24 protein-coding genes are annotated in these 23,974 nt (G+C 68.0%); 16 read left to right on the forward strand and 8 right to left on the reverse strand.

Annotated elements, in window-relative coordinates:
• The first annotated feature begins 92 nt into the window (after positions 1 to 92).
• From hutI to ACOMG5_RS05460, 12 genes are all read left to right on the forward strand, one after another.
• A complete protein-coding gene (hutI, locus tag ACOMG5_RS05405) occupies positions 93 to 1,286 on the forward strand; it encodes an imidazolonepropionase (RefSeq protein ID WP_420342841.1) in 1,194 nt (397 codons plus the stop codon).
• Entirely contained in the window at positions 1,255 to 2,817 is a 1,563-nt protein-coding gene (gene hutH / locus ACOMG5_RS05410; RefSeq protein ID WP_420342768.1) for a histidine ammonia-lyase, read from the forward strand. The genes hutI and hutH overlap by 32 nt, the downstream gene beginning before the upstream one ends.
• Complete coding sequence (gene hutG / locus ACOMG5_RS05415) at positions 2,814 to 3,602, forward strand: N-formylglutamate deformylase (RefSeq protein ID WP_420342769.1); 789 nt, start codon at positions 2,814 to 2,816, stop codon at positions 3,600 to 3,602. The genes hutH and hutG overlap by 4 nt, the downstream gene beginning before the upstream one ends.
• Positions 3,599 to 4,732 (forward strand): CaiB/BaiF CoA transferase family protein, encoded by a 1,134-nt coding sequence (locus ACOMG5_RS05420; RefSeq protein ID WP_420342770.1) that lies wholly within the window; start codon positions 3,599 to 3,601, stop codon positions 4,730 to 4,732. Before hutG ends, ACOMG5_RS05420 begins: the two co-directional genes overlap by 4 nt.
• On the forward strand, positions 4,729 to 5,877 hold the full coding sequence (locus tag ACOMG5_RS05425) for an acyl-CoA dehydrogenase family protein (protein ID WP_420342771.1): 1,149 nt from the start codon (positions 4,729 to 4,731) through the stop codon (positions 5,875 to 5,877). The genes ACOMG5_RS05420 and ACOMG5_RS05425 overlap by 4 nt, the downstream gene beginning before the upstream one ends.
• Positions 5,878 to 5,892: 15 nt before the next feature.
• A complete protein-coding gene (gene hutU / locus ACOMG5_RS05430; protein WP_420342772.1) occupies positions 5,893 to 7,560 on the forward strand; it encodes a urocanate hydratase in 1,668 nt (555 codons plus the stop codon).
• Between the two features lie 56 nt (positions 7,561 to 7,616).
• The gene (locus ACOMG5_RS05435; RefSeq protein ID WP_420342773.1) at positions 7,617 to 8,270 is read left to right on the forward strand and encodes a flavin reductase family protein; all 654 of its coding nucleotides are present in this window, start codon (positions 7,617 to 7,619) and stop codon (positions 8,268 to 8,270) included.
• Between the two features lie 29 nt (positions 8,271 to 8,299).
• Positions 8,300 to 9,109 (forward strand): transporter substrate-binding domain-containing protein, encoded by an 810-nt coding sequence (locus ACOMG5_RS05440; RefSeq protein WP_420342774.1) that lies wholly within the window; start codon positions 8,300 to 8,302, stop codon positions 9,107 to 9,109.
• Positions 9,110 to 9,155: 46 nt separating this feature from the next.
• Entirely contained in the window at positions 9,156 to 9,803 is a 648-nt protein-coding gene (locus tag ACOMG5_RS05445) for an amino acid ABC transporter permease (protein WP_420342775.1), read from the forward strand.
• The gene (locus ACOMG5_RS05450) at positions 9,803 to 10,462 is read left to right on the forward strand and encodes an amino acid ABC transporter permease (protein ID WP_420342776.1); all 660 of its coding nucleotides are present in this window, start codon (positions 9,803 to 9,805) and stop codon (positions 10,460 to 10,462) included. Before ACOMG5_RS05445 ends, ACOMG5_RS05450 begins: the two co-directional genes overlap by 1 nt.
• A 1-nt stretch (position 10,463) precedes the next feature.
• On the forward strand, positions 10,464 to 11,249 hold the full coding sequence (locus ACOMG5_RS05455; RefSeq protein WP_420342777.1) for an amino acid ABC transporter ATP-binding protein: 786 nt from the start codon (positions 10,464 to 10,466) through the stop codon (positions 11,247 to 11,249).
• A gap of 147 nt (positions 11,250 to 11,396) precedes the next feature.
• Positions 11,397 to 11,969, forward strand: coding sequence for a CHAP domain-containing protein (locus ACOMG5_RS05460; protein WP_420342778.1), 573 nt, complete (start codon positions 11,397 to 11,399; stop codon positions 11,967 to 11,969).
• A gap of 3 nt (positions 11,970 to 11,972) precedes the next feature.
• On the opposite strand, the gene ACOMG5_RS05465 is transcribed toward ACOMG5_RS05460, so the two are convergent.
• Complete coding sequence (locus ACOMG5_RS05465; RefSeq protein ID WP_420342779.1) at positions 11,973 to 13,028, reverse strand: sensor histidine kinase; 1,056 nt, start codon at positions 13,026 to 13,028, stop codon at positions 11,973 to 11,975.
• Positions 13,029 to 13,210: 182 nt separating this feature from the next.
• On the opposite strand from ACOMG5_RS05465, the gene ACOMG5_RS05470 reads away from it, so the two are divergent.
• The gene (locus ACOMG5_RS05470; RefSeq protein ID WP_420342780.1) at positions 13,211 to 13,621 is read left to right on the forward strand and encodes a hypothetical protein; all 411 of its coding nucleotides are present in this window, start codon (positions 13,211 to 13,213) and stop codon (positions 13,619 to 13,621) included.
• Here the strand turns inward: ACOMG5_RS05470 and ACOMG5_RS05475 are convergent.
• Genes ACOMG5_RS05475 through ACOMG5_RS05485 form a run of 3 tightly spaced genes read right to left on the reverse strand, consistent with a single transcriptional unit; the run spans position 13,618 to position 15,587 of the window.
• Complete coding sequence (locus ACOMG5_RS05475) at positions 13,618 to 14,136, reverse strand: gamma carbonic anhydrase family protein (protein ID WP_420342781.1); 519 nt, start codon at positions 14,134 to 14,136, stop codon at positions 13,618 to 13,620. The two genes, ACOMG5_RS05470 and ACOMG5_RS05475, sit on opposite strands and share 4 nt — an antisense overlap.
• Positions 14,133 to 14,768 (reverse strand): guanylate kinase, encoded by a 636-nt coding sequence (gene gmk / locus ACOMG5_RS05480; protein WP_420342842.1) that lies wholly within the window; start codon positions 14,766 to 14,768, stop codon positions 14,133 to 14,135. The genes ACOMG5_RS05475 and gmk overlap by 4 nt, the downstream gene beginning before the upstream one ends.
• Positions 14,769 to 14,777: 9 nt before the next feature.
• The gene (locus tag ACOMG5_RS05485; RefSeq protein ID WP_420342782.1) at positions 14,778 to 15,587 is read right to left on the reverse strand and encodes a YicC family protein; all 810 of its coding nucleotides are present in this window, start codon (positions 15,585 to 15,587) and stop codon (positions 14,778 to 14,780) included.
• Positions 15,588 to 15,779: 192 nt separating this feature from the next.
• Between ACOMG5_RS05485 and ACOMG5_RS05490 the strand changes: the two genes are divergently transcribed.
• The gene (locus tag ACOMG5_RS05490; RefSeq protein ID WP_420342783.1) at positions 15,780 to 16,457 is read left to right on the forward strand and encodes a PAS domain-containing protein; all 678 of its coding nucleotides are present in this window, start codon (positions 15,780 to 15,782) and stop codon (positions 16,455 to 16,457) included.
• A gap of 336 nt (positions 16,458 to 16,793) precedes the next feature.
• The gene (locus ACOMG5_RS05495; RefSeq protein ID WP_420342784.1) at positions 16,794 to 17,453 is read left to right on the forward strand and encodes an OmpA family protein; all 660 of its coding nucleotides are present in this window, start codon (positions 16,794 to 16,796) and stop codon (positions 17,451 to 17,453) included.
• A gap of 112 nt (positions 17,454 to 17,565) precedes the next feature.
• On the opposite strand, the gene katG is transcribed toward ACOMG5_RS05495, so the two are convergent.
• Positions 17,566 to 19,740 carry a catalase/peroxidase HPI gene (katG, locus tag ACOMG5_RS05500; protein ID WP_420342785.1) on the reverse strand — a complete coding sequence of 725 codons (2,175 nt, stop codon included), beginning with the start codon at positions 19,738 to 19,740 and terminating at the stop codon, positions 17,566 to 17,568.
• Positions 19,741 to 19,867: 127 nt separating this feature from the next.
• On the opposite strand from katG, the gene ACOMG5_RS05505 reads away from it, so the two are divergent.
• Positions 19,868 to 20,752, forward strand: coding sequence for a LysR substrate-binding domain-containing protein (locus ACOMG5_RS05505; protein WP_420342786.1), 885 nt, complete (start codon positions 19,868 to 19,870; stop codon positions 20,750 to 20,752).
• On the opposite strand, the gene ACOMG5_RS05510 is transcribed toward ACOMG5_RS05505, so the two are convergent.
• The 3 genes from ACOMG5_RS05510 to ACOMG5_RS05520 are packed head-to-tail and all read right to left on the reverse strand — an operon-like array spanning position 20,739 to position 23,906.
• Positions 20,739 to 22,109, reverse strand: a complete 1,371-nt coding sequence (locus ACOMG5_RS05510) for a peptidoglycan -binding protein (RefSeq protein ID WP_420342787.1) — start codon at positions 22,107 to 22,109, stop codon at positions 20,739 to 20,741. The two genes, ACOMG5_RS05505 and ACOMG5_RS05510, sit on opposite strands and share 14 nt — an antisense overlap.
• Before the next feature lies 1 nt (position 22,110).
• A complete protein-coding gene (locus ACOMG5_RS05515) occupies positions 22,111 to 23,310 on the reverse strand; it encodes a biopolymer transporter ExbB (protein ID WP_420342788.1) in 1,200 nt (399 codons plus the stop codon).
• 8 nt (positions 23,311 to 23,318) lie between these two features.
• A complete protein-coding gene (locus tag ACOMG5_RS05520) occupies positions 23,319 to 23,906 on the reverse strand; it encodes a gamma-glutamylcyclotransferase (protein WP_420342789.1) in 588 nt (195 codons plus the stop codon).
• Positions 23,907 to 23,974 lie beyond the last annotated feature (68 nt).

The raw sequence follows: 23,974 nt of genomic DNA on the forward strand, positions 1-23,974 counted from the left end.
ATTTTGCTTGCCAGACGCAATTACCTTTAGACATACGGCACAACTAAGTCTAAACATATTAGCGCACGAAAATCAATGCGGGGCTGATGGAGATGCACATTCTCGGCAATGCGACCATCGCGCGGATGGATGCGGAATCAGGCGGTTATGGCCTCATGGAGCAGGCCGCCATCACGCTCGACGGCGACAGAATCGCAGCCATCGGGCCGATGTCGGCGCTGCCGCCCGGGTCGGATTTCACCGATCTGGGCGGGCGGCTGGTGACGCCGGGGCTGATCGATTGCCACACCCATGTGATCTTCGGCGGAGACCGCGCGCGCGAGTTCGAGATGCGCCTCGAAGGCGCCTCCTATGAGGATATCGCCCGCGCAGGCGGCGGCATCCTGTCCACCGTGCGTGCCACCCGCGCAGCCGATCTCGGGCAGATGGTGGCCTCCGCCCTGCCCCGGGTCGATGCGCTGCTGGCCGAGGGCGTGACCACGCTGGAGATCAAATCGGGCTATGGCCTCGATCTCGAGACCGAGCTGCGCATGCTGCGCGCGGCGCGCGAGATCGGCCGGGTGCGGAAGGTGAGCGTTGTCACCACCTGGCTCGCGGCCCATGCGCTGCCGCCCGAATATGCCGCTGACCGCGCGGGCTATATCCGCGACGTGGTGATCGCGGGCATGGACCGCGCCCATGCCGAGGGGCTGATCGACGCGGTCGACGGCTTCTGCGAGGGGATCGCCTTTTCGGTGGCCGAGATGGAGGCGATCTTCGCCCATGCCCGGGCGCTCGGGCTGCCGGTGAAGCTCCATGCCGAGCAGCTCTCCGATCTGGGCGGCGCGGCGATGGCGGCGCGGCATGGCGCGCTCTCCTGCGACCATATCGAATATCTGGGGCCCGATGGCGTGGCCGCCATGGCCGCCGCAGGGACGGTGGGCGTGCTGCTGCCCGGCGCCTTCTACACGCTGCGCGAGACGCAATTCCCCCCGATCGCCGAAATGCGCGCGGCCGGCGTGCCGATTGCGCTCGCCACCGATTGCAACCCGGGCACCTCGCCGCTGACCTCGCTGCTGCTCACGCTGAACATGGGCGCCACGCTGTTCCGGCTGACGCCCACCGAATGCCTGACCGGCGTTACCCGCACGGCCGCCCGCGCGCTCGGGCTGGCCGATCGCGGCGTGCTCGCCCCGGGCCTGCGCGCCGATCTGGCGATCTGGAACGTCACCCATCCGGCCGAGCTGTCTTACCGCATCGGCTTCAACCCGCTTCATGCCCGCGTCCTTGGAGGCGAATTTGTCTGAGCTGATCCTCACCCCCGGAGAAACCACCCTCGCGCAGCTGGAGCGCGTCTGGCGCGAAGGGCTGGCGGTGCGGCTGCACGAGAGCGCCCACCCCGGCATCGCCGCCTCCGCCGCGCGCATCGCCGCGGCCGCCGCCGGATCGGAGCCTGTCTATGGCGTGAACACCGGCTTCGGCAAGCTCGCCTCGATCAAGATCGCCCCCGAAGATACCGCAACGCTGCAGCGCAACCTGATCCTGTCGCATTGCTGCGGCGTGGGCGAGCCGGTGGAGCCGGAGACGGTGCGGTTGATCCTGGTGCTGAAGCTGCTGTCGCTCGGGCGCGGCGCCTCGGGCGTGCGGCCCGAAGTGGTCGCGCTGCTGGAGGCGATGCTGGCAAAGGGCGTGCTGCCGGTGATCCCGTCGCAGGGTTCGGTCGGGGCTTCGGGCGATCTCGCGCCGCTCGCGCATATGGCGGCAGCGATGCTCGGCGAGGGCCGCGCCAGCTACCGCGGGCAGGAAATGCCAAGCGCCGAAGCGCTGGCGGCCGCGGGCCTCGCGCCGGTGACGCTGGCCGCCAAAGAAGGCCTCGCGCTCATCAACGGCACCCAGGTCTCCACCGCTTTCGCACTGGCGGGCCTGTTCGAGGCGCTGCGCGCGGCCTCGAACGCGCTTGTCACCTCCGCGCTCTCGACCGATGCGATCATGGGCTCCACCGCGCCCTTCCTCGACGAGATCCACACCCTGCGCGGCCACCACGGCCAGATCCTCGCCGCGCGCACGATCCGCGCGCTGATGGCCGGATCCGAGATCCGCGAGAGCCACCGCGAGGGCGATACCCGCGTGCAGGACCCCTATTGCATCCGCTGCCAGCCGCAGGTGACCGGCGCCTGCATCGACCTGCTGCGCCAGGCCGCCGGCACGCTGGAGATCGAGGCCAATGCCGCGACCGACAACCCGCTGGTGCTGACCTCCGAGGACCGCATCGTCTCGGGCGGCAACTTCCATGCCGAGCCCGTGGCCTTCGCCGCGGACCAGATCGCGCTGGCCATTGCCGAAATCGGCGCGATCGCGCAGCGGCGCGTGGCGCTGATGGTGGACCCGGCGCTGAACCATTGCCTGCCCGCCTTCCTCACCCCGGCGCCGGGGCTGAACTCCGGCCTGATGATCGCCGAGGTCACCTCCGCCGCGCTGATGAGCGAGAACAAGCACCTCGCCACGCCCTGCTCCACCGATTCCACCCCCACCTCCGCGAACCAGGAGGACCATGTCTCGATGGCCGCCCATGGCGCGCGCAGGCTGCGGCGGATGAACGCGAACCTCGCCCATATCCTCGGGATCGAGGCGCTCTGCGCCTGCGCAGGGGTGGAGTTCCGCGCGCCGTTGCAAACTTCGGCGCCGCTCCAGGCCGTAATCGCGCGGCTGCGCGCCGATATCCCCGCCCTCGGCCAGGACCGCTACATGGCCCCGGACCTCGCCGCCGCGGCCGGCCTGATCCATTCGGGCGCGCTGCTCGCAGCCCTGCCCGCCCAGCTTCTGCCGGAGGTCGCATGACACCCGTCCTCGTCGAACAGGGCGACAGCCCCGTCATCCTCGGCCTGCCGCATACCGGCACCTGGCTGCCGCCCGAAATCTTCGCGCGGCTGAACGCGCGCGGCCAGATGCTCGCCGATACCGACTGGCACGTGGAGCGGCTCTATGCCGGGCTGCTGCCCGGGGTGACGACCGTCCGCGCGACTTTCCACCGCTATGTGATCGACGCGAACCGTGGCCCCGAGGACGAGAGCCTCTATCCCGGCCAGAACACCACCGGGCTGGTGCCGCTCACCGATTTTGACGGCGAGCCGATCTGGACCGAAGCCCCCGATGCGGCGGAGGTGCAGCGGCGGCTGGCGGCCTGTCATGCGCCCTATCATGCGGCCGTCGCGGCTGAAATCGCCCGGGTGAAGGCGCGCCATGGTGTGGCGATCCTCTATGACTGCCATTCGATCCGCAGCCATATCCCGTTCCTGTTCCCGGGCACGCTGCCCGATTTCAACATCGGCACCAATCTCGGCACCACCTGCGATCCGCGCATCGAGGCCACCGTGCGCGACATCTGCGCGGCCACGGCCTATTCCTCGGTGCTGAACGGGCGCTTCAAGGGCGGCTGGACCACGCGGCATTATGGCCAGCCCGGCACCGGCGTGCATGCGATCCAGATGGAGCTCGCACAGGCGACCCATCTGGCATCCGAGGCGCCCCCCTTCGCCTATGACGAGGACAAGGCCGCAAAGCTGCGCAAGCCGCTGGCCGAGATCCTGCGCGCGCTCGAAGCCCTGGCGCCGGTGCTGGCATGAAGCCGCTGGCCGGGATCCGGGTGCTGGACCTGTCGCGCGTGCTGGCGGGCCCCTATTGCACGGCGCTGCTGGCGGACCTCGGCGCCGAGGTGATCAAGCTGGAGCCGCCCGCGGGCGATGATTACCGCCATGTCGGCCCGTTCCGCGCAGGCGAGAGCGCGCTCTTCACGCTCAACAACCGCGGCAAGCGCTCCGTCGCGCTGGATCTGAAAGAGCCCGCGCATCTGGCGATGGCGCAGGCGATCGCGGCGCAGGTGGATGTGGTGGTCGAGAATTTCCGCCCCGGCGTGGCGGAGCGGCTGGGCCTCGGCGCCGCCACTCTGCGCGCAGCGAACCCGGGCCTGATCTATTGCTCCATCTCCGGCTTCGGCCAGGATGGCCCCTGCCGCGACCTGCCCGCCTATGACATCGTGGTGCAGGCGATGTCGGGGCTGATGGCCGCGACCGGCGAGGAAGGCGGCGCGCCGCTGAAAACCGGCGAGAGCGTCGCAGACCTGATCGCGGGCCTGTTCGGCAGCTGGTCGATCATGGCGGCGCTGGTGAACCGCGCCCGTACCGGCGTGGGCGCGACGCTGGACGTGGCGATGCATGACGCGCTGTTCTCCATGCTCACCACCAGCCATGCGCTGCAGATGTATGCGGGCGTGCTGCCGCAGCGGGTGGGCAACCGCCACCCGCTCTCCACCCCCTTCGGCTGCTATGCCACGCAGGATGGCCAGGTGGTAATCTGCGTGCTCAACGACCGCCAGTTCGCCCGGCTGTGCGCGCTGATCGGGGCGCCGGAGGCGGCCGAGGACCCGCGCTATGCCACCGATGAGAGCCGCACCGCGCATGAGCCCGCGGTGAAGGCGATGATCGAGGCCTGGTCGCGCGGGCAATCCACGGCGGTGGCGGTGGCGGCGCTGAGCGGCGCGGGCCTGCCTGCGTCCCCGATCCTGAGCATCGCCGAAGCGGCGGCGAGCCCGCAGGCGCAGGCGCGCGGCCTCGTGAGCGATCTGGCCGGCACCCCGGTGGTGGGCCAGCCGGTGCGTTTCGATGGCGAAAAACCCGTGGCCACGGCCCCCGCCCCCGCCCTCGGCGCGGATCTGGCGGCGGTGGCGGCAGAATTCGGACTGGAGATCCCGGCATGACCCCCTGGCATATGCTGAGCGAGGAAGAGGCGCTGTTCTGCGAGGTGCTGGAGCGCATCGCGGCCGAGAAGATCGCGCCCGAAGCCGCGCGCACGGATGAGACCGCAGCCTTCGTGCACAGCCAGCTCGGCGTTCTGACCGAGGCGGGGATGCTGGGCGCGAACCTGCCCGAAAGCTACGGCGGCTCCGGCATTTCGGCGCAGGCGCTGCTCCGGGCGGTGGCGATCGTGGCGGGGGCCTGCGGCTCCACCGCCTCGGCACTCACCGCGCATTACCTCGCGACGGATTCCATCCTGCTGGGCGGCACCGAGGCGCAAAAGGCCGAATGGCTGCCCAAGGCCGCCGAGGGGCTTCTCGGTGCCTTCGCCCTCACCGAGCCCACGGCAGGCTCGGACCCGGCCGACATGAAAACCCGCGCCCGCCGCACCGAAACCGGCTGGCACATCCGCGGCACGAAGTGCTTCATCTCCAACGGGGGAGTGGCGGATTTCATCGTGCTCTATGCGGTGACGGACCCGGACAAGGGCCACCGCGGCATCTCGGCCTTCATCGTGCCGAAGGGCACGCCGGGGCTCGAGCCGGGCCAGCCCGAGCGCACCATGGGCCTGAAGGGCGGCCATGTGTTCACGCTGAACATCGACATCACGCTGCCCGAAGGCGCCCTGCTGGGCGCGGAAGGCACCGGGTTCCGCACCGCGATGAAGGTGCTGGACAACGGCCGGATCGAGGTCGCGGCGCAGTGCCTCGGCCTTGCCGAAGCCGCGATGAAGGCCGCGATCAATTATGCGAAGGAGCGCGTCATAGGCGGCGCGGCGCTCGCCGACAGGCAGGGCATCCGCTGGATGATCGCCGATATGGGCCTGGCCTGGCAGCAGGCGCTGCTCCTCGCCCAAGACGCGGCCCGGCAGCGCGACCTGGCCCATCACACCGGCGCGCGGTTCAGCCTGGCTTCGGCGATGGCGAAGCTCGCGGCCTCCGAAGCCGCCGGGAAAATCGCCGATACCGCGCTGCAGATCCACGGCGGCTATGGCTATACCCGAGACTTTCCCGTGGAGAGGATCGTCCGGGACCTGCGCATCATGCGCATCTACGAAGGATCCTCCGAGATCCAGCGCATCATCATTTCCGGCCAGATGCTGGCCTGACCGAAGGGAGACATCATGGACAACCCGCGCCACAACAGCCGCGACATCTACCCGCCGACCGGCACCGAGCTGAATGCGAAAAGCTGGCTCACCGAAGCGCCGCTGCGCATGCTGATGAACAACCTGCACCCCGACGTGGCCGAGCGCCCGCATGAGCTGGTGGTCTATGGCGGCATCGGCCGCGCCGCGCGGACGTGGAAGGACTTCGACCTGATCGTCGAGACGCTGAAGAAGCTGGAGGCGGACGAGACGCTGCTGGTGCAATCGGGCAAGCCGGTGGGCGTGTTCCGCACCCACAAGGACGCGCCGCGCGTGTTGATTGCGAACTCGAACCTGGTACCAAACTGGGCCAACTGGGACCATTTCAACGAGCTGGATAAGAAGGGTCTGGCCATGTACGGCCAGATGACGGCCGGCTCGTGGATCTATATCGGTGCGCAGGGCATCGTGCAGGGCACCTACGAGACCTTCGTGGAGGCGGGGCGCCAGCATTACGAGGGCAACCTGAAGGGCAAGTGGATCCTCACCGGCGGCCTCGGCGGCATGGGCGGCGCGCAGCCGCTGGCGGCGGTGATGGCGGGGGCGAGCTGCCTCGCCGTGGAATGCGACGAGACCCGCGCCGATTTCCGCCTGCGCACCCGCTATGTGGACGAGAAGACCCACAGCCTCGACGAGGCGCTGGACATGATCGACGGCTGGACCAAGGCGGGCGTGGCGAAATCCGTCGCGCTGATCGCGAATGCGGCCGATGTGTTCAACGATCTGCTGAAGCGCGGCATCCGCCCCGATATCGTGACCGACCAGACCTCCGCGCACGATCCGGTGCATGGCTATCTGCCGCAGGGCTGGACCGTGGCCGAATGGCGCGCGAAGCAGGAGAGCGATCCGAAAGGCGTGGCAAAGGCCGCCCGGGCCTCGATGCGCAACCAGGTGGAGGCGATGGTCGCCTTCCACGACATGGGCGTGCCCACGATCGACTATGGCAACAACATCCGCCAGATGGCTCTGGAAGAGGGCTTCGAGCGCGCCTTCGCCTTCCCGGGCTTCGTGCCGGCCTGCATCCGGCCGCTGTTCTGCCGCGGGATCGGGCCGTTCCGCTGGGCCGCGCTCTCGGGCGACCCGGAAGACATCTACAAGACCGACGCCAAGGTGAAGGAGCTGATCGCCGATCCGCATCTGCACAACTGGCTCGACATGGCGCGCGAGCGCATCTCGTTCCAGGGCTTGCCCGCGCGGATCTGCTGGGTGGGCCTCGGGCTGCGCCACAAGCTGGGCCTTGCGTTCAACGAAATGGTGCGCAACGGTGAGTTGAAGGCGCCGATCGTGATCGGGCGCGACCACCTCGACAGCGGCTCCGTCGCGAGCCCGAACCGCGAAACCGAAGCCATGCGCGACGGCTCCGATGCCGTATCGGACTGGCCCTTGCTGAATGCGCTGCTGAACACGGCCTCCGGCGCGACCTGGGTGAGCCTGCATCACGGCGGCGGCGTGGGCATGGGCTTCAGCCAGCATTCGGGCATGGTGATCTGCTGCGACGGCACCGAAGAGGCCGATGCCCGCATCGCCCGCGTGCTGTGGAACGACCCGGCCACCGGCGTGATGCGCCATGCCGATGCGGGCTACCAGATTGCGATCGATTGCGCGCGGGAGCACGGGCTGAACCTGCCCGGCATCCTCGGCTGACAAGAGCGAACGACCGGCCGGGCATGACCCCGGCCGCCATCCAACAGGAGAGAACTATGCATTATGCCCCTGGCCGTGAGGCCTGCCCGCTGCCCTATTCGCCGTTCAAGGCCTGCACCGTGCCCCGGCCGATCGGCTGGATTTCCACCCTCTCGCCCTCGGGCGTGCCCAATCTGGCGCCCTACAGCCAGTGGCAGAACCTGACCTTCGATCCGCCGATGGTGATGTTTGCCGCGAATCCCTATTCCGACGGGCGCCGCAAGCACAGCGTGGTGAACGCCGAAGAAACCGGCTGGTTCGTGTGGAACATGGCCACCTGGGACCTGCGCGAGGCGGTGAACATTTCGGCCGCAGAATGGCCCGAGGGCGACGACGAATTCCTGCGCGCGGGCGTCAGGGCGGAGCCCTGCATCGAGGCCCCGGGGCCGCGCGTGGCCGAAAGCCCCGCGCATTTCGAATGCCGCTACCTCAGCACTCACCGCCTGCCCGGCCGGTCGCACCACGGCTGGGTCGATATCGTCTATGGCGAGGTGGTGCATATCCATGTCCGCGACAGCGTGCTGACCCCGGAGGGCAAGCTCGATTACGCCCGCATCCGCCCCCTCGCGCGGATGGGCTATTACGATTACACCGCCATTTCGGAGACCTTCGAGATGCGCATTCCCGGAGCCTCTGCCGCCGCCGCGGCAGGGCTTGAGGGCAAGGCCTGATACGACAACCCGACCAACAGGAGAAAGACATGAACATCCGCACCACGCTCAAGGCCGCGCTCTTCGGCCTCGCGCTCGCCTCCCCGGCGATGGCCGACCAGCTGGCCGACATGAAAGCCGCGGGCAAGATCGTCACCGCGACGGACATGCATTACGCGCCCTTCGACATGGTCGTCGACGGCACCTACCAGGGCATCACCAAGGACCTGTTCGACGAAGTTTCCAAAGAGCTCGGCCTGACCCCGGTCTATCAGGACATCCCCTGGACGGCCGAACTGCCCGGGCTGGAAGTGAAGAAATTCGACATCATCATCGCCCCGGTGACCATCACCTCCGAGCGGCTCGAGCGCTATTCCTTCGGCCTGCCGATCGCCGATGCGACGGTGGCGCTGGTGCGCTCCACCCGCTCGGACGCGATCCAGAAGCCCGAGGACATCAAGGGCAAGCGCGTCGGCGTGCAGCAGGGCACTGCGCAGTTCCGCGCGCTGAGCGCCTTTGCCGATGGCCTCGGTGGCGCCACCGTCAAGGAATACGGCACCACCGACGAGGCCTATGCGGACCTCGCGGCCGGGCGGCTCGATGCGGTGGCGGGCTCGCTGCCGAACCTGTCCTACCTGGTCAAGCAACGCGGCGAGACCTTCGCGCTGCTCCAGCCCGCGACCTTCGGCGAGCACAAGTATTTCGCCTGGGTGATGCGCAAGGATGCCGAAAGCGCCTCCTTCGTCGCGGCCGTCAATGACGCGCTGAAGAAGATGACCGCCGATGGCCGCGTGAAGGCGATCCAGGAGAAATGGCTGGGCAGCTACACCGAACTGCCGCTCGACGTTCCGGCGAAATGACCGGCCGCGGGCGGGGCAACCCGCCCGCCTCCGAAGGACCCTCGCGATGTTTTCCTGGACGACCTTCCTGAACAGCTTCGGCCCGCTGCTGGGGGCTGCGCATTTCACGCTGGCGGTTTCGGTGCTGGGCATCGCGCTTGGCCTCGTGATCGGCACGCTGATCTGCGCCGCGCGCCTCTCGCCCGCCCCCGCGCTGCGCCGCTTCGCCGCTCTGTGGGTCAGCTTCCTGCGCGGCGTGCCGCTGCTGGTGCAACTTCTGCTGGTGTATTACCTGCTGCCGGTGGTGGGCGTGGATGTGCCCGCCATGGTCGCGGCCGTGGTCACGGTGGGGATCTGCGCCAGCGCCTATATCTCCGAAATCTGGCGCGGCGCCATCGCCGCCCTGCCGAAGGGCCAGACGGAAGCCGCCGCCGCCATCGGCATGGCGCCCGTCACCCAATGGATGCGGATCATCCTGCCGCAGGCGGTGGTGATGTCGCTGCCCGCGCTGGTGAACGAGCTGATCTTGCTGGTGAAGGCGTCGTCGCTCGTCTCCGTGGTGGGGATCATGGAGATCACCCGCGCGAGCCAGGCCGAAGCCGCCACCACTTTCCGCCCGCTGGAAGTCTATCTCGCCGCCGCCTGCCTCTATCTGGCGATCAACCTGTGCCTGGCAGCACTGGGGCGCTTCCTCGAACGCAGGATGACCGTGTGATGATCGAGACCTTCCGCCAATACGGCCCCGCGCTGCTGCAGGGCTTTGCCATGACGGTATTCTGCTGGGCGATGGGGGCAGTGCTGTCGATGGCGCTCGGGCTGGTGATCGCGCTGATCCAGCGCCACGCGCCGCGCCCGGTGCTGTGGCTCTTGCGCGCCTATATCGAGGTGATCCGGGGCACGCCGTTCCTGGTGCAGCTGTTCGTGCTGTATTACGGCGGCCCGATGATCGGGCTGCTGCTCGATCCGATCCCGGCGGGGATCCTCGGGCTGACGCTCTATGGCTCGCCCTATTATGCCGAAATCTTCCGCTCGGCCTTCAACGCCGTGCCCAAAGGCCAGATCGAGGCCGCCCGCGCCATCGGCATGACCGAGCCCACCATCGTGCGGCGCATCCTGCTGCCGGTGGGGCTGGTCTCGGCGCTGCCCGCGCTGGTGAATTTCTCGATCATCCTGACCAAGGAAACCGTGATCTTGTCGATCATCACCGTCCCCGAGCTGATGTATCAGGTCGGCCGGATGGGGGCGGAGACCTTCCGCTACGTCGAAACCAATCTCGCGCTGGCGCTGTTCTTCTGGCTGCTGGTCGAGGCCATCTCGCGCACCGGCCGCCGGCTGGAGGCGCATATTACCCAACACCTGACCCCGAGGACCTGACATGGCTGACGCCGCCTCCACCGCCTCCGCTGTCGAGATCCGAAAAGTAAACAAGTATTACGGCCCGTTTCACGCGCTGAAAGACATCGACATGTCGATCGCGCCCGGGAAGGTCACCTGCCTGATCGGGCCCTCCGGTTCGGGCAAGTCCACCTTGCTGCGCTGCATCAATTTCCTGGAGGAATACGATTCCGGCGAGGTTCGGATCGACGGCCAGCTGATCGGCTACGATACCCCCGGCAAGAAGATGTCGGCCCGCCGCTTGCGCGAGATGCGCCGCGGCATCGGCATGGTGTTCCAGCAATTCAACCTGTGGCCGCACATGACCGCGCTTGGCAATGTGGCCGAGGGGCTGATCCGGGTGCGCGGCATGGCGCGGGCCGAGGCCGAGGCCCGCGCCGCCCAGGCGCTCACCAAGGTGGGCCTCGCGGACCGGATGCAGAACCACCCCTCGCGGCTTTCGGGCGGGCAGCAGCAACGGGTAGCGATCGCGCGCGCGATCGCGATGGAGCCGAAGCTGATGCTGTTCGATGAGCCGACCTCGGCACTGGACCCGGAACTGGTGGGCGAGGTGCTGAACGTGATGAAGGCGCTGGCGGCCGAGGGCATGACCATGGTGGTCGTGACCCATGAAATGGGCTTTGCCGCCCATGTGGCCGATTCCGTCGCCTTCATGGAAAAGGGCGAGCTGGTGGGGATAGATGCACCCGCAGCGATTCTCCAGCACCCGGAGGACCCCCGGATCCAGTCTTTCCTGCGCACCTATCACGAGCGGAACAGCTTCTGACGGCGATTGTCGGCGGGTTTCTGCCGACGGTTGCAATGCACTGGCCGAAACCCGCGCAGGCAGACCGTGGCCCGTTTGCAACGTTCACGAAATCTGAAACACATTCCCGGGATAACGGCGTCCAGAATGGATCCAAGAGGGACAGGAATGGGTTTCAAAGCGCAGCTCGTCGCATCGTTCATCGGCCTTGCAACCATCGCGCATGTCAGCCCCGTTTTCGCGCAGTCGACCTTCGTCGCGCCGAAAAAGGCCGCCGCGCGGGAGGATGAACTCCGCCTCGCTTCGCTCGATCCTTCGGATCTGAAAGCCGCCGTCGCGCGCAGCTCCGCCGTGAACCAGCGCAGCGGCCGCATCTGGTGCGTGCCCTTCGCCCGTGAAGTCAGCGGCATCAACCTGAGCGGCAATGCCAAGACCTGGTGGGACAAGGCAGAGGGCGTCTATGCCAAGGGCAAGCGGCCCGTGGTCGGCTCGGTGCTGAATTTCCGCGGCACCCGCAAGATGCCGATGGGCCATGTCGCCGTTGTGTCGCGCGTGGTCAGCCCGCGCAAGATCCTGATCGACCATGCGAACTGGCACCGCAACAAGGTCTCGCAGAACATGGCCGTGGTCGATGTCTCGGCCAAGAACGACTGGTCGGCCGTGCGCGTGGAAACGCTGCCGAATACGCTCGGCGACGTCTACCCGACCTATGGCTTCATCTACCGGACCGCGTCGAACTGATCCTCAGATCGCCGGCAGCAGGACGATGAAGCGCGACCCCTTGCCCTTCTCGCTCTCGATCTTCAGCCGGCCGCGATGGCGCGCGACGATGTGTTTCACAATGGCAAGCCCCAGCCCCGTGCCCCCCTGCTCGCGCGAGCGGTGGGTATCCACCCGGTAGAAGCGCTCGGTCAGGCGCGGCAGGTGGATCTCCTCGATCCCCTCGCCCCGGTCGATCACCTCGACCTTCAGCGCCGCCCCCCGCAACACCGGCTCATGCGCGATCCGCGAGACATTGATGCGCACCTCGCCCCCGGCGCCGCCGTATTTGATCGCGTTTTCCACGAGGTTGGCAAAGACCTGGGTCAGCTGATCGGGGTCGCCCTGTACCGGCAGGCGGCCCTCGGCGCCCTCGCGGATCAGCGCCACCTTCTGCGCCTCCGCAGCCGGTTGCAGGGTCTGGACCGCCCCTTTCAGCACCGCCGTCAGATCGACCTCCGCCGTCGGCCGGCGCCGCTCCTCGGCCTCCACCCGGCTCAGCGACAGCAGATCGCCCACCAGGCGGTTCATCCGCGCGGCCTCGCGCTCCATGATCGACAAGAACCGGTCCCGCGCGGCGGGGTCGTCGCGCGCCGCGCCGCGCAGCGTCTCGATGAAACCCATCAATGCGGTCAGCGGCGTGCGCAGCTCGTGGCTGACATTCGCGACGAAATCGCGCCGCATCGCCTCCGCATCCTCGACGGCCGTGACATCCTCGATCACCACCATCGCGCCGCCCTCGGGCATCCGCAGATCCGCATCCTGCGGCAAGGGGGCTACCGTGGCCAGCGCCGCGATCTCGCGCCCGCCCGCCGTCAACCGCGCGCGCACCTGCCCCGGCGCGCCCTGAGCGAGCGCCGCTTCGAGCGCTTCGCCGATCGAGGGCTGTCGCAGCACCGTCACGAAGGGGCGCCCCGGCAGGTCCGGGCCGAACATCGAACGGGCCACAGGATTGGCCCAGGCGACCTTCTCCATCCGGTTGACCAGCAAAATGGCGAAAGGAAGGGCGTCGAGCAGGGCAGTTGTCAAGGTTTCGGGCATAGCGTTGATCCAGACGGTCCGATCACATGGTCTGAGGACCACGTCCATGTAAAGTTCTGATGACGTGTCAGGAAAGCGTTGCCCTGAGCATTGTCCACAGTTAATGTGTCAATCGTTCTTACTATAATAAATTGTACACCACGATTTAGCTCACACCTCCGTCGCTGTATCAGGATGATGGCATGGACAGCACCCCCTCGACAGGCCGCGGTTGCGCGGGCAAGGAGGACGCATGCGCAGGGCTTGCGGGACGGCGGATCCTGCTCGTCGATCCCGCCCCGGCGCCCCCGGAGGCGCTGCGCGCACTGCCCGATACCGCCTCCCTCTTCCATGCCGCCCTGCCTGCGCTCACCGCGGAGCTGCTTTTGCGCACCCGGCCGGACGTCGTGGTGACCCCGCTGGTCGCGGAGCGCCACGACATTCTGGATGTGGCGCAGCGGCTGATCCGGCTCGGCTATGCCGGACCGCTGATCGCGCTCTCGGCACCGCTCCCGCGGCTGGAGATGGTCCTGCGCGAGGTGCATGCCGTCTGGGCGCCGCGCCCCTTCGAAATCCTTCAGGACGAGGCCCGCCAATGCCCCGGCGCCTCCTAGACCGCGCGCAGGCCCCGCGCGAAGCGGGCGGCATTCGCCCGGTAATGCGCGGCCGATTTCAGCAGCCGCTCGCGCGCCTCGGCATCGAGCACGCGCACGACCTTGCCCGGCGCGCCCATCACCAGCGAACCATCAGGGATCTCCTTGCCCTCGGTGATCAGCGCCCCCGCGCCGATCAGGCAGCCCGCCCCGATCCGGGCGCCGTTCAGCACCGTCGCCCCCATGCCGATCAGCGTGCCCGCACCGATGATGCAGCCATGCAGCATCGCCTTGTGCCCGATGGTGCAGTCCGGGCCGATCACCAGCGGATAGCCCATGTCGGTGTGGCAGATCACATTCTCCTGGATGTTGGAGCCGCGGCCGACCCGGATCTCCTCGTTGTCGCCGCGCAGCGTCGCCCCGAACCAGACCGATGCCGCATCCTCCAACACCACCTTGCCGATCAGGTTCGCATCGGGCGCGACCCATGCGCCCTGCCCCAGCACTGGCGCAATGCCGTCCAGTTCGTAAATCATCTGGCCTCAAACTCCTCGTTCAGCCCGCGCACGATGTCGTTCAGGCCCGGCTGCCGGTCCGCCCGGGCGCGCTCCGCCGTCAGGATCGTGCGCAACTCCGCCTCCGCCCGGTCCAGATCATGATTGACCACGACATAATCATATTCGGCCCAATGGCTGATCTCGTCACGCGATTTCGCCATGCGCTTCGCGATCACCTCCTCGCTGTCCTGGCCCCGGCCGCGCAGGCGGCTCTCCAGCGCGGCGATGGAGGGCGGCAGGATGAAGATCGAGACCACATCCTTGCCCAGGGCGGAGCGGCGGATCTGCTGGCCGCCCTGCCAGTCCACGTCAAAGAGCGTATCGCGGCCCTCCGCCATTGCGGCCTCCACCGGGGCCCGCGGCGTGCCGTAGAAATTGCCGAAGACCTCGGCATGCTCCAGCATCTGCCCCGCGCCGACGAGGCCGCGGAATTCCTCGGGGGTGGAGAAGTAATAGTCGCGCCCATGCTCCTCGCCGGGGCGCGGCGCGCGCGTCGTCGCGGAGACGGAGAAGCGCAGCGTCGGATCCCAGTTCATCAGCCGCTTCGAGAGCGTCGACTTGCCCGCTCCCGAGGGCGAGGACAGGATGATCAGCAAGCCGCGGCGGCGAATGGACATGGGTTACTCCAAGTTCTGGACCTGTTCGCGCATCTGGTCGATGACATGCTTGAGGTCAAGCCCGATCGCGGTCAACCGGGCCGAGCCGGATTTCGAGCACAGCGTATTGGCCTCGCGCACGAATTCCTGGGTCAGGAAATCGAGCTTGCGGCCCACCGGCCCCTCCGCCGCCAGCAGCGCCCGCGCCGCGACGGCATGGGCGCGCAGCCGGTCGATCTCCTCGGTCACGTCGGCCTTCACCGCGAGCAGGGCCAGCTCCTGCGCGACGCGCTGCGGATCGGCTCCGGCCGCGCCCCCCATCACCCTCCCGAGCGCGGCCATCAGCGCGGCCTGCGCCGCCACCACCGCGCCGATCTGCGCCCCTTCGGCCTGCCGCATCGCCGCGAACTCGCGCAGAAGGAGATCGAGATCGCGCAGCAGCAGGGCGCGCAAATCGGCCATATCGGCCGACTCGGTCAGCACCTGTTCCGTAACGGAGCGCAGCGCCAGAATGTCGGAGGCGCGGGTCGGGGCCAGCGTGAGCCCGGCCGCCTGGGCCGCCGCCTCCACCTCGCGCAAGGCGACCAGCGCCGCCCCCAGCCCCGGCGACGACAGGCGCAGCCCTTCGCCCCGCTCGGCGCCGGTCAGCCTCAGGGAAAGCGTGATGTTTCCGCGGCTTACGGCCTTCGCCACGGCCGCGCGCACCGGCGCTTCCAGCCCCTCTATCTCCGGCAGACGCAAGCGCAGGTCCAGTCCGCGGCCATTGACCGCGCGCATGTCCCAGGTCCAGCTGTGCCCGGCGCCCGCCCCCTGGCGTGCCGCGAAGCCGGTCATGGAGATCGTTCGGAGGGAGGTCAGGGGCTTAACCATTTGATCACTTAATTCTCTGTAAGGGACAAAACTGCAGTATTAAGGGGTCACTAAGAATTATTTGGCTGCCGGGTCAATCGCCCAGGAACCCAATCTCTCCGGCACCCGTTTTGGTAGTGAGTTTAAAGGCGGGTAAATCCGCCACGGATGGACAGTATGGAACGCGAAGACGGTAAGATGGACAAGGTCGTCAGCATGGAAAAACGCGCGGGTCTCGGCCTGCGTGTGGCCTCCGAGCTGCGGGCCTACTGGGATGGCGTCCGGCGTAACCGCCTGGTGCCCGCCCGCTCCGAGATCGATCCGCGCGGGATCGAACGCGCCCTCGAATTTTCCTTCGTGCTGGAGCGGGTCGCCCCCGGCATGGGGCGCTTCCGGTTGGCGGGCATGCACCTGAACGACCTGATGGGCATGGAAGTCCGCGGAATGCCGCTGACGGCCTTCTTCACCTCCGCCGCCCGCAAGACCATCGCCGATGGCTGCGAGGAGATGTTCCGCGAGCCGGCCATCGTGGAGGCGGAGCTCGTCTCCGAGCCCGGCCCCGGCCGGCCGGAGCTGACGGCGCGCCTGCTGCTCCTGCCGCTGCGTTCGGACCTTGGAGATATCACCCGCGCGCTCGGCTGCCTGGTGGCCGAAGGCGCGGTCTGCCGGGTGCCGCGGCGCTTCGATGTCCGCGCGCTCACCGTCTGCCCGATCGGACGCGATGCCATTCGCATTGCCGAGCCCGGCGATGAATTCGCATTGGCCCAGGGCTTCGCCGAAAAGGCCGCCGCCTTCGAAGCCGCCCCGAGCCCCGAGGCCCGGCGGGCTCTGTTCCGGATCGTCTCCGGAAGCTGACCCTTCGCACAAGCCGCCCGGTCCACCCCGGTGCGGCCTGTGCGCGCGGCGATCGCTGCACGCCAAGAAGCGATACTGTCTTTCCCTCGCCTGCAAAGGGCTCCGGCACCCCGGGGCCCTTTGGGCATCTCCGGGGCCTTTTCTGGCATTCTTCGCCTCAGGCGCCCCACGCCATTCCACACACCGCGTACGCACAGGCCGGCATGGCACCTCTCGCCCAGTTGTGATGGGCGGAGCGTCGCCCAAAGCGCGCGAGGGATGGAACAATGCCCCCGCCTTCGCGTAGAAGAGGGGCGAACCACCCGGGCACCGGGGCACTGACGAGAGCAATTGGTCATGAAAAAGAACATTCCCCTGCTGCTGGCGATGACGGGCGTGATCGGGCTGACGGCTTGCGCCGACCCGAACGGCTCCTTCGGAACGGAGCCCAACGCGCGGCGCAATGCGGGTGCCGCCACCGGCGCCATCCTCGGCGGCGTGCTCGGCGCAACCAGCGGCGGAGACGAGCGCCTCACCAAGGCCGCGGCCGGGGCCGTCATCGGCGGCCTGCTCGGCGGCGCCATCGGCACCCAGCTGGACCGCCAGGCTCAGGAGCTGCAGCGCGACCTGACCACGAACGGGGTCTCGGTCGTGAACAACGGAACCAACCTCGTCGTGACCATGCCGCAGGACGTGCTCTTCGCCACCGACAGCGCCGTCGTGCGCGCCGATCTGCAGCGCGACCTGCAGACCCTCGCGGGCAGCCTGAACCGCTACCCCAACACCACGGTGCAGGTCGTGGGCCACACCGACAATACCGGCACCGCCAGCTACAACCAGAACCTCTCGCGCCAGCGCGCGAATTCGGTCACGCAGGTGCTGATCGGCGCAGGCGTGCCGGAATACCGGCTGGTGCCGGTCGGGCGCGGCGAGGACCAGCCGATCGCCTCGAACCTGACCCCGGAAGGCCGCGCGAAAAACCGCCGTGTGGAATTCGTGATCACGCCGAACCAGTGAGGCTAATCAGGCGCCACCCCGCGCCAGAACCTCACCCATCAGGCGAGGATCATCGCATAAGTCACTGAAAATACACCATCAGGCCCGCGGTTGCGGGCCTGATGTCTTATGCTCAGAGCAGATCGAAGCGATCCGCGTTCATCACCTTGGTCCAGGCGGCAACGAAATCGCGCACGAATTTCTCCTGCGCATCGTCCTGGGCATAGACTTCGGCATAGGCCCGCAGGATGGAGTTCGAGCCGAACACCAGATCCACCCGCGTCGCGGCATATTTCACCGCGCCGGTCTTGCGCTCCACGATATCATAGAGCCCGCCGGCCTTCGGCACCCAGCGATAGGCCATATCGGTCAGCGTGGTGAAGAAATCCGTGCTCAGCACGCCGACCCGGTCGGTGAACACCCCATGCGCGGCGCCGCCATGGTTCGTCCCGAGCACCCGCATCCCCCCGACCAGAACCGTCATCTCCGGCGCGGTCAGGCCCATCAGCTGCGTGCGGTCGAGCATCAGCTCCTCCGGGCTGACGGCATAGTCCTTCTTCAGCCAGTTCCGGTAGCCATCGTGGATCGGCTCCAGCACGGAAAGGCCATGCACATCGGTCATCTCCGGCAGCGCATCGCCACACCCCGGAGCGAAGGGTACCTCGATCGCCACACCCGCGGCCTGCGCCGCCTGCTCTACCCCGAGGCTGCCCGCCAGCACGATGGTATCGGCAATGCTCGCCCCCGCAGCCGCCGCCAGCGGCTCCAGCACCGACAGCACCCGCGCCAGACGCTCGGGCTCGTTGCCAGCCCAGTCCTTCTGCGGCGTCAGCCGGATCCGGGCGCCATTCGCACCGCCGCGCTTGTCGGAGCCGCGGAAGGTGCGCGCGCTGTCCCAGGCGGTGGCCACCCTGTCGGCGATGCTCAGCCCCGAGGCCGCGATCGCCGCCTTCAGCGCCGCCACATCGTAGCCCGTGCTGCCCGCCGGGATCGGATCTTGCCAGATCAGGTCTTCTTGCGGGATATCCGGGCCGAGATAGACGGATTTCGGCCCCATATCGCGGTGCGTCAGCTTGAACCAGGCGCGGGCAAACGCATCGGAGAAGGCCTCGAAATCATCGCGGAAGCGCAGCGCAATCTCGCGGTAGCCCGGGTCCACCTTCAGCGCCATATCGGCATCGGTCATCATCGGCATGGTGCGGATCGACGGATCCTCCACATCCACCGGCTTGTCGGCCTCGGCAATCGAAACCGGCGCCCACTGGTTCGCACCCGCGGGCGATTTCACCAGATGCCACTCATGGCCGAACAGCATCTCGAAGAAGCCATTGTCCCATTTCGTCGGGTTCGTGGTCCAGGCGCCTTCGGGGCCGCCCACCAGCGTGTTGCGCCCGATGCCGCGATGCTGGGTGTTGAACCAGCCCAGGCCCTGATACTCCGGCCCCGCGGCCTCCGGATCGGGGCTCAGGTCGGCCGGATTGCCGTTGCCGTGGCACTTGCCGATGGTGTGACCGCCCGCAGTCAGGGCCACGGTCTCCTCGTCGTTCATGCCCATGCGGGCGAAGGTCTCGCGCATCTGCTGGGCGGTCTTCAGCGGGTCGGGCTGGCCGTTCACCCCTTCGGGGTTCACATAGATCAGCCCCATCTGCACCGCCGCCAGCGGGTTTTCCAGCGTCGCCGGATCGTTCACATCGCCATAGCGCGCATCAGAAGGCGCGAGCCATTCCTTCTCGTCGCCCCAATAGGTGTCTTTCTCCGGCGCCCAGATATCCTCGCGCCCGAAGGCGAAGCCGAAGGTCTTCAGCCCGGCCTGCTCATAGCCGATGGTGCCCGCGAGCTGCAGCAGATCGGCCCAGCTGATCTTGTTGCCGTATTTCTTCTTGATCGGCCACAGCAGGCGGCGGCCCTTGTCGGTGTTGACGTTGTCGGGCCAGCTGTTCAGTGGCGCGAAGCGCTGGTTGCCGGTGCTGCCGCCGCCGCGGCCATCGGTGTTGCGATAGGACCCGGCCGCATGCCAGGACACGCGCGCCATCATCCCCATATAGGTGCCCCAGTCCGCGGGCCACCAGTCCTGGCTATCGGCCAGCAGCGCGCGCAGATCGGCCTTCAGCGCCTCCACGTCCAGCTTGCGGAACTCCTCGCGGTAGCTGAACGCTGGCCCGAGCGGATTGGTCTTGGTGTCGTGCTGGTGCAGGATGTCGAGGTTCAGGGCATTCGGCCACCAGTCCATCACCCCCTTGCCCATCGCGGTATTGGCGCCGTGCATGACCGGGCATTTGCCCGCGCCCCTCACATCATTTCCGTCCATGTCGCTCTCCTCACTCGGCTGCATGTGACGCGGCGGCCGCGGCCGTCACGTCGGGTCCGGATCAGGGTAGCCGAAGCACTTCATAAGATAAATTTTCATTTTCCAATTGCGGTGATATGACGGGCTTATGACGAACATCTCGATGAAACATCTGCGCTATTTCGAGGCTTTGGCCCGGCACCGGCACTTCGGACGCGCGGCCGAGGCTTCGGCGATTTCGCAGCCGGCGCTCTCGCTGCAGATGAAGGAGCTGGAGGAGATCCTCGGCGCACCGCTGATCGAGCGCGGCCCGCGGCAGATCCGGCTCACCGCACTCGGAGAGGAGCTCGCGCAGCGTGCGCGCGCGATCCTGCGCTCGGTCGATGAGCTCGCCGATCTGGCCCGCATCGCCGGCGGCAGCTTCAGCGGCCCGCTGCGGATCGGGGTGATCCCGACGGTCGCGCCCTATCTCTTGCCGCGGCTGATCCGAGTGCTGGGCGAGAGCGACCCGGGGCTGGACCTGCGCCCGCGCGAGGCGGTGACGGGCAAGCTGATCGAGGGGCTGATGGAAGGCGCGCTGGATGCGGCTCTGGTGGCGCTGCCGGTATCGGAGCCGGGGCTGGCGGAGCAGCCGCTGTTCGAGGAGGAATTCCTGCTGGTGCGGCCCGCGCGCGATGCCGACAAGCCGGTTCCGGGGGCCGAAGGGCTGCGCGCGATGCGGCTCCTGCTGCTCGAGGAGGGCCATTGCTTCCGCGATCAGGCGCTGTCCTTCTGCCACATGTCCCCTGCCGTCGCGCGCGACATGATGGAGGGCAGCTCGCTCACCACCCTGGTGCAGATGGTGGGCGCGGGCATCGGCGTCACCCTGATCCCGGAGATGGCGATCGGGATCGAGACCCGCTCGGCCGAGGTCTCCGTCGCCCGCCTGCCCGCGCCCCAGCCGCGCCGCACCATCGGCATGGTCTGGCGCAAATCCAACCCGCTGTCCGAGCAGCTCGGCCGGATCGCGGCGCAGGTGCTCAGCGCTCTGTGAGCTTCAGCTCGATGCGGCGGTTCGCGGCGCGGGCCTCGGCGCTGCTGCCTGCGGCCACGGGGCTGAATTCGCCGAAGCCCGCGGCTTTCAGCCGGGTGGGCGGGAAGCCCAGATCGGAAATCATGAACCGCACCACCGAAAGCGCGCGCGCCTGGCTCAGCTCCCAGTTGTCGCGGTAGAGCCCGGTGCCGGACAGCGGCGTGTCGTCGGTGAAGCCATCGACCTCCAGCACCCAGTCGATCTCGCGCGGGATCTCGGACGACAGGTCGCGGAAGGTCTGCGCCACGCGCGCGATCTGCGCCCGGCCTTCGGCGGACAGATCCGCATTGCCGGGCTGGAACAGCACTTCGGAGGAGAATACGAAGCGGTCCCCGACCACCCGCACCCCTGCCCTCCCGCTCAGGAGCTCCGACATCCGGCCGAAGAATTCGGAGCGGTATTTCTCCAGGTCCTGCTTCTCGGCCTCGGCCTTCCGGCGCGCCGCCTCCTCCAGCTGCGCGCGGCGCTTCTGCTCCGCCGCGACCTGCGCCAGCGCGGCGTTCAGCTGCGCGCCCATCGCCTCCACCTGCACCTTGGCATCGGCATCGCGCGATTGCGCGGCATCGAGGATCGCCTGCAGCTCGTTGAGCTGCGCGCGCAGCGCCAGCACCTGCTGGTTCAGCAGCGCGACCTTCTCGGCATTGCGGTCGGAGATCTGCTTCTGGTTCTCCAGCGCCTTCTGCGCCGTGCTTTTCAGCAGCGCCGCGCGTTCGGCCTCGCTCATCTGCTCAGCCAGCTGCTGCTGCATGCCCTGCTTCGCAGCCTCGGCCGCCGCCAGCAGCAGCAGCGTTTCATCGGCCCGCTTGCGCGCCGCCTCCAGCTGCAGCGTCATCGCGGCAAGCTCATCGCCCGAACTGGAAAGCTTCGCGCGCAGCTCCTCGATCGTCTGCTTGTCGAGGCGGATCTCGTCCGTGCGCAGGCTCGCTTCGCCCACGAGCGAGGCCACCTGCGCCTCGAAGGCGGTGATCTTCTGGTTCGCGCTGTCGAGCGCCGCCTGCCGTTCGCTCAGCTGCGCGCCCAGCGAGGCGATCAGCGCCTGCTGCGCATCCGCCTGCGCCTTGGCGCTATCGAGCGCGCCGGTGAGGCTGTCGGTCTTGGCGCGTTCGAGCGAGAGCGCCTGCGCGAGGCTCGAAAGCTGCCCATGCAGGTCGGTCAGCTCCTGATCCTTGCTCGAGAGCGTATCGCGCATCACCGACTGCACGATCATGAAGATCGACAGCACGAAGATCAGCACCATCAGCAGCGCGCCCATGGCATCGACGAACCCCGGCCAGACATTGACCGCGAAGCGGTTGGATCCGCGGCGCGCGAGGCCCATCTCAGCCCTCCCCGCGCTGCTGCTTCCCGGCGAGCACCGCCCGGGTCAGCGCCGCAAGGCCGGTGCGCATCTCGGCCATGCTCTCCTGTCGCCCGGCGGAGATTTCCTCCAGCAGGCGCGGCAGCTGCACGTCGATCGAGCGCAGGCGCATGCGCACCTCGGCCTCGGTCTCGCTGGCCTCGCGCATGGCAATCCGGTCATTGAGCGCATCGAGCACGCTCACCAGCCGGTCCTGCCCGGCGGCCAGATGCGCGAAGGTGCTGATCTGCCGGGCGCGATCCTCGTCGGCGGCGGCGGCGCGGTTCGCGAAGCCCTCGAAGGCCTGCGCGAGCTGCGACAGCCGCGCCTCGGTCTGGCTGCGCGCGGCTTCGGATTGCGCGAACAGCATCTTCAGCTCGTCCATCTGCTCGGCCATATGGTCAAGGATCCCGACCATGGCCGAAGATTCCCCGCCCTCGCCATCCCCGGCCGCGAAGCTGAGCCGGGAGATCGAGGAGATCCATTCCTCCAGCTCGCGGTAGAACCGGTTCTGGCCATGGCTGGCAAACAGCTCCAGCAGGCCCACCACCAGCGATCCGGCGAGGCCGATCAGCGAGGAGGAGAAGGCCGTGCCCATGCCGCCCAGCTGGGATTCAAGCCCGGTCATCAGGTTGGAGAACACCTCCGCCGCGCTTTCTCCGTTCTTCGGCGCCAGCGCGCGGATGGTATCGACCACCCCCGGCACCGTGGTGGCCAGGCCATAAAACGTGCCCAGCAGCCCGAGGAAGATAAGGAGGCTCGAGAGGTAGCGGGTAATGTCGCGCCCCTCGTCGATCCGGGTCGCGACGGATTCGAGGATCGATCGCCCCGCCGAGGTCGCGATCGTGCGCCGCCCGCCCCGCGCCCCCAGCAGCGCCGCCAGCGGCGCGAGCAGCACCGGCGCGCGGTACTGCGGCCGCCCCGGCCGGTCGGCCGCGAAATTCTCGATCCAGACCACTGCGCGGATCAGCTGCACCACCTGCCAGAAGCAGGCCAGCACGCCGAGCACGAACACCGTGAAGATCGCGCCATTCAACCATGGGTTGATATGGAAGATGGAATAGATCGGCGCATAGGCGAGCACGCCGCCTGCCACCACGAAGCCCAGAACGATCAGCATCATCACGATCTGACGGACCGGCTGGGAGAAATGCGGTTCGGGCTGCCGGACCGGCGCGCGCATGGGCTGCCTCATCGTTTGTTGTTATGCGCCACGATAGGCGGCGCCAGCGCCTGTGTGAAGCCCCCGGCGGTCAATTCGCGCACGCGGACGGCGAGTGCATCGAGTTCCGGATCGGCGAGGCCGAGATCGGCCAGATGCTGCGCGGTGTTCCACAGGTAGTCCCGGTTCGGCCCGCGCGCGCCGCTGGCCGCGGCGATGATGCGCGCCTGCTCCTCGGCCCCAAGCGCGCAATACTGCGGCCCCTCGCGGTTGATGACATAGGCCAGCGCCTCGATCCGCTCGCCGCGCTCGCAGCGCAGCGTCACCGTCTGCTCCAGATAGGCATAGGAAATCAGCTCACGCGCGCGCACCTCGGCCAGCACGCGCTCGGCCTCAGCCTCCGGCACCCGCAGCGCCAGTCCGGCACACTCCGCCCCGGCCTCTGCGTCCAGCGCCAGCACCAGCCCGGGCGCGGCCTCGGTCCCGCGGAAATGGATCGAGCGCATGCAGAAGCTGCGCCGCCATCCCGCCAGCGTGGCCCGGCGACGCTCGGCCGGAACGAAACCGGGGTCCCAGATCAGCGAACCATAGCCAAAGATCCAAAGTGGTCGGCGCATGCTCTGGCCCTCCTGTCCCGGAGGGATTACATCGGGCGGGTGTTTCGGGGAAGGGGTTGCCATGCGGT

The organism is Paenirhodobacter sp., assembly GCF_041916475.1.
Lineage (GTDB): Bacteria > Pseudomonadota > Alphaproteobacteria > Rhodobacterales > Rhodobacteraceae > Rhodobacter.

Coding starts and splice junctions, on each gene's coding strand:
- ACOMG5_RS05490 (WP_420342783.1), top strand. CDS start 15,780: ATGGAACGCGAAGACGGTAAGATGGACAAGGTCGTCAGCATGGAAAAA.
- ACOMG5_RS05460 (WP_420342778.1), top strand. CDS start 11,397: ATGGGTTTCAAAGCGCAGCTCGTCGCATCGTTCATCGGCCTTGCAACC.
- hutH (WP_420342768.1), top strand. CDS start 1,255: ATGCCCGCGTCCTTGGAGGCGAATTTGTCTGAGCTGATCCTCACCCCC.
- hutG (WP_420342769.1), top strand. CDS start 2,814: ATGACACCCGTCCTCGTCGAACAGGGCGACAGCCCCGTCATCCTCGGC.
- ACOMG5_RS05465 (WP_420342779.1), bottom strand. CDS start 13,028: ATGCCCGAAACCTTGACAACTGCCCTGCTCGACGCCCTTCCTTTCGCC.
- ACOMG5_RS05505 (WP_420342786.1), top strand. CDS start 19,868: ATGACGAACATCTCGATGAAACATCTGCGCTATTTCGAGGCTTTGGCC.
- ACOMG5_RS05445 (WP_420342775.1), top strand. CDS start 9,156: ATGTTTTCCTGGACGACCTTCCTGAACAGCTTCGGCCCGCTGCTGGGG.
- ACOMG5_RS05420 (WP_420342770.1), top strand. CDS start 3,599: ATGAAGCCGCTGGCCGGGATCCGGGTGCTGGACCTGTCGCGCGTGCTG.
- hutU (WP_420342772.1), top strand. CDS start 5,893: ATGGACAACCCGCGCCACAACAGCCGCGACATCTACCCGCCGACCGGC.
- ACOMG5_RS05470 (WP_420342780.1), top strand. CDS start 13,211: ATGGACAGCACCCCCTCGACAGGCCGCGGTTGCGCGGGCAAGGAGGAC.
- ACOMG5_RS05475 (WP_420342781.1), bottom strand. CDS start 14,136: ATGATTTACGAACTGGACGGCATTGCGCCAGTGCTGGGGCAGGGCGCA.
- hutI (WP_420342841.1), top strand. CDS start 93: ATGCACATTCTCGGCAATGCGACCATCGCGCGGATGGATGCGGAATCA.
- ACOMG5_RS05515 (WP_420342788.1), bottom strand. CDS start 23,310: ATGCGCGCGCCGGTCCGGCAGCCCGAACCGCATTTCTCCCAGCCGGTC.
- ACOMG5_RS05440 (WP_420342774.1), top strand. CDS start 8,300: ATGAACATCCGCACCACGCTCAAGGCCGCGCTCTTCGGCCTCGCGCTC.
- ACOMG5_RS05520 (WP_420342789.1), bottom strand. CDS start 23,906: ATGCGCCGACCACTTTGGATCTTTGGCTATGGTTCGCTGATCTGGGAC.
- ACOMG5_RS05495 (WP_420342784.1), top strand. CDS start 16,794: ATGAAAAAGAACATTCCCCTGCTGCTGGCGATGACGGGCGTGATCGGG.
- katG (WP_420342785.1), bottom strand. CDS start 19,740: ATGGACGGAAATGATGTGAGGGGCGCGGGCAAATGCCCGGTCATGCAC.
- ACOMG5_RS05450 (WP_420342776.1), top strand. CDS start 9,803: ATGATCGAGACCTTCCGCCAATACGGCCCCGCGCTGCTGCAGGGCTTT.
- ACOMG5_RS05425 (WP_420342771.1), top strand. CDS start 4,729: ATGACCCCCTGGCATATGCTGAGCGAGGAAGAGGCGCTGTTCTGCGAG.
- ACOMG5_RS05485 (WP_420342782.1), bottom strand. CDS start 15,587: ATGACCGGCTTCGCGGCACGCCAGGGGGCGGGCGCCGGGCACAGCTGG.
- ACOMG5_RS05435 (WP_420342773.1), top strand. CDS start 7,617: ATGCATTATGCCCCTGGCCGTGAGGCCTGCCCGCTGCCCTATTCGCCG.
- ACOMG5_RS05510 (WP_420342787.1), bottom strand. CDS start 22,109: ATGGGCCTCGCGCGCCGCGGATCCAACCGCTTCGCGGTCAATGTCTGG.
- ACOMG5_RS05455 (WP_420342777.1), top strand. CDS start 10,464: ATGGCTGACGCCGCCTCCACCGCCTCCGCTGTCGAGATCCGAAAAGTA.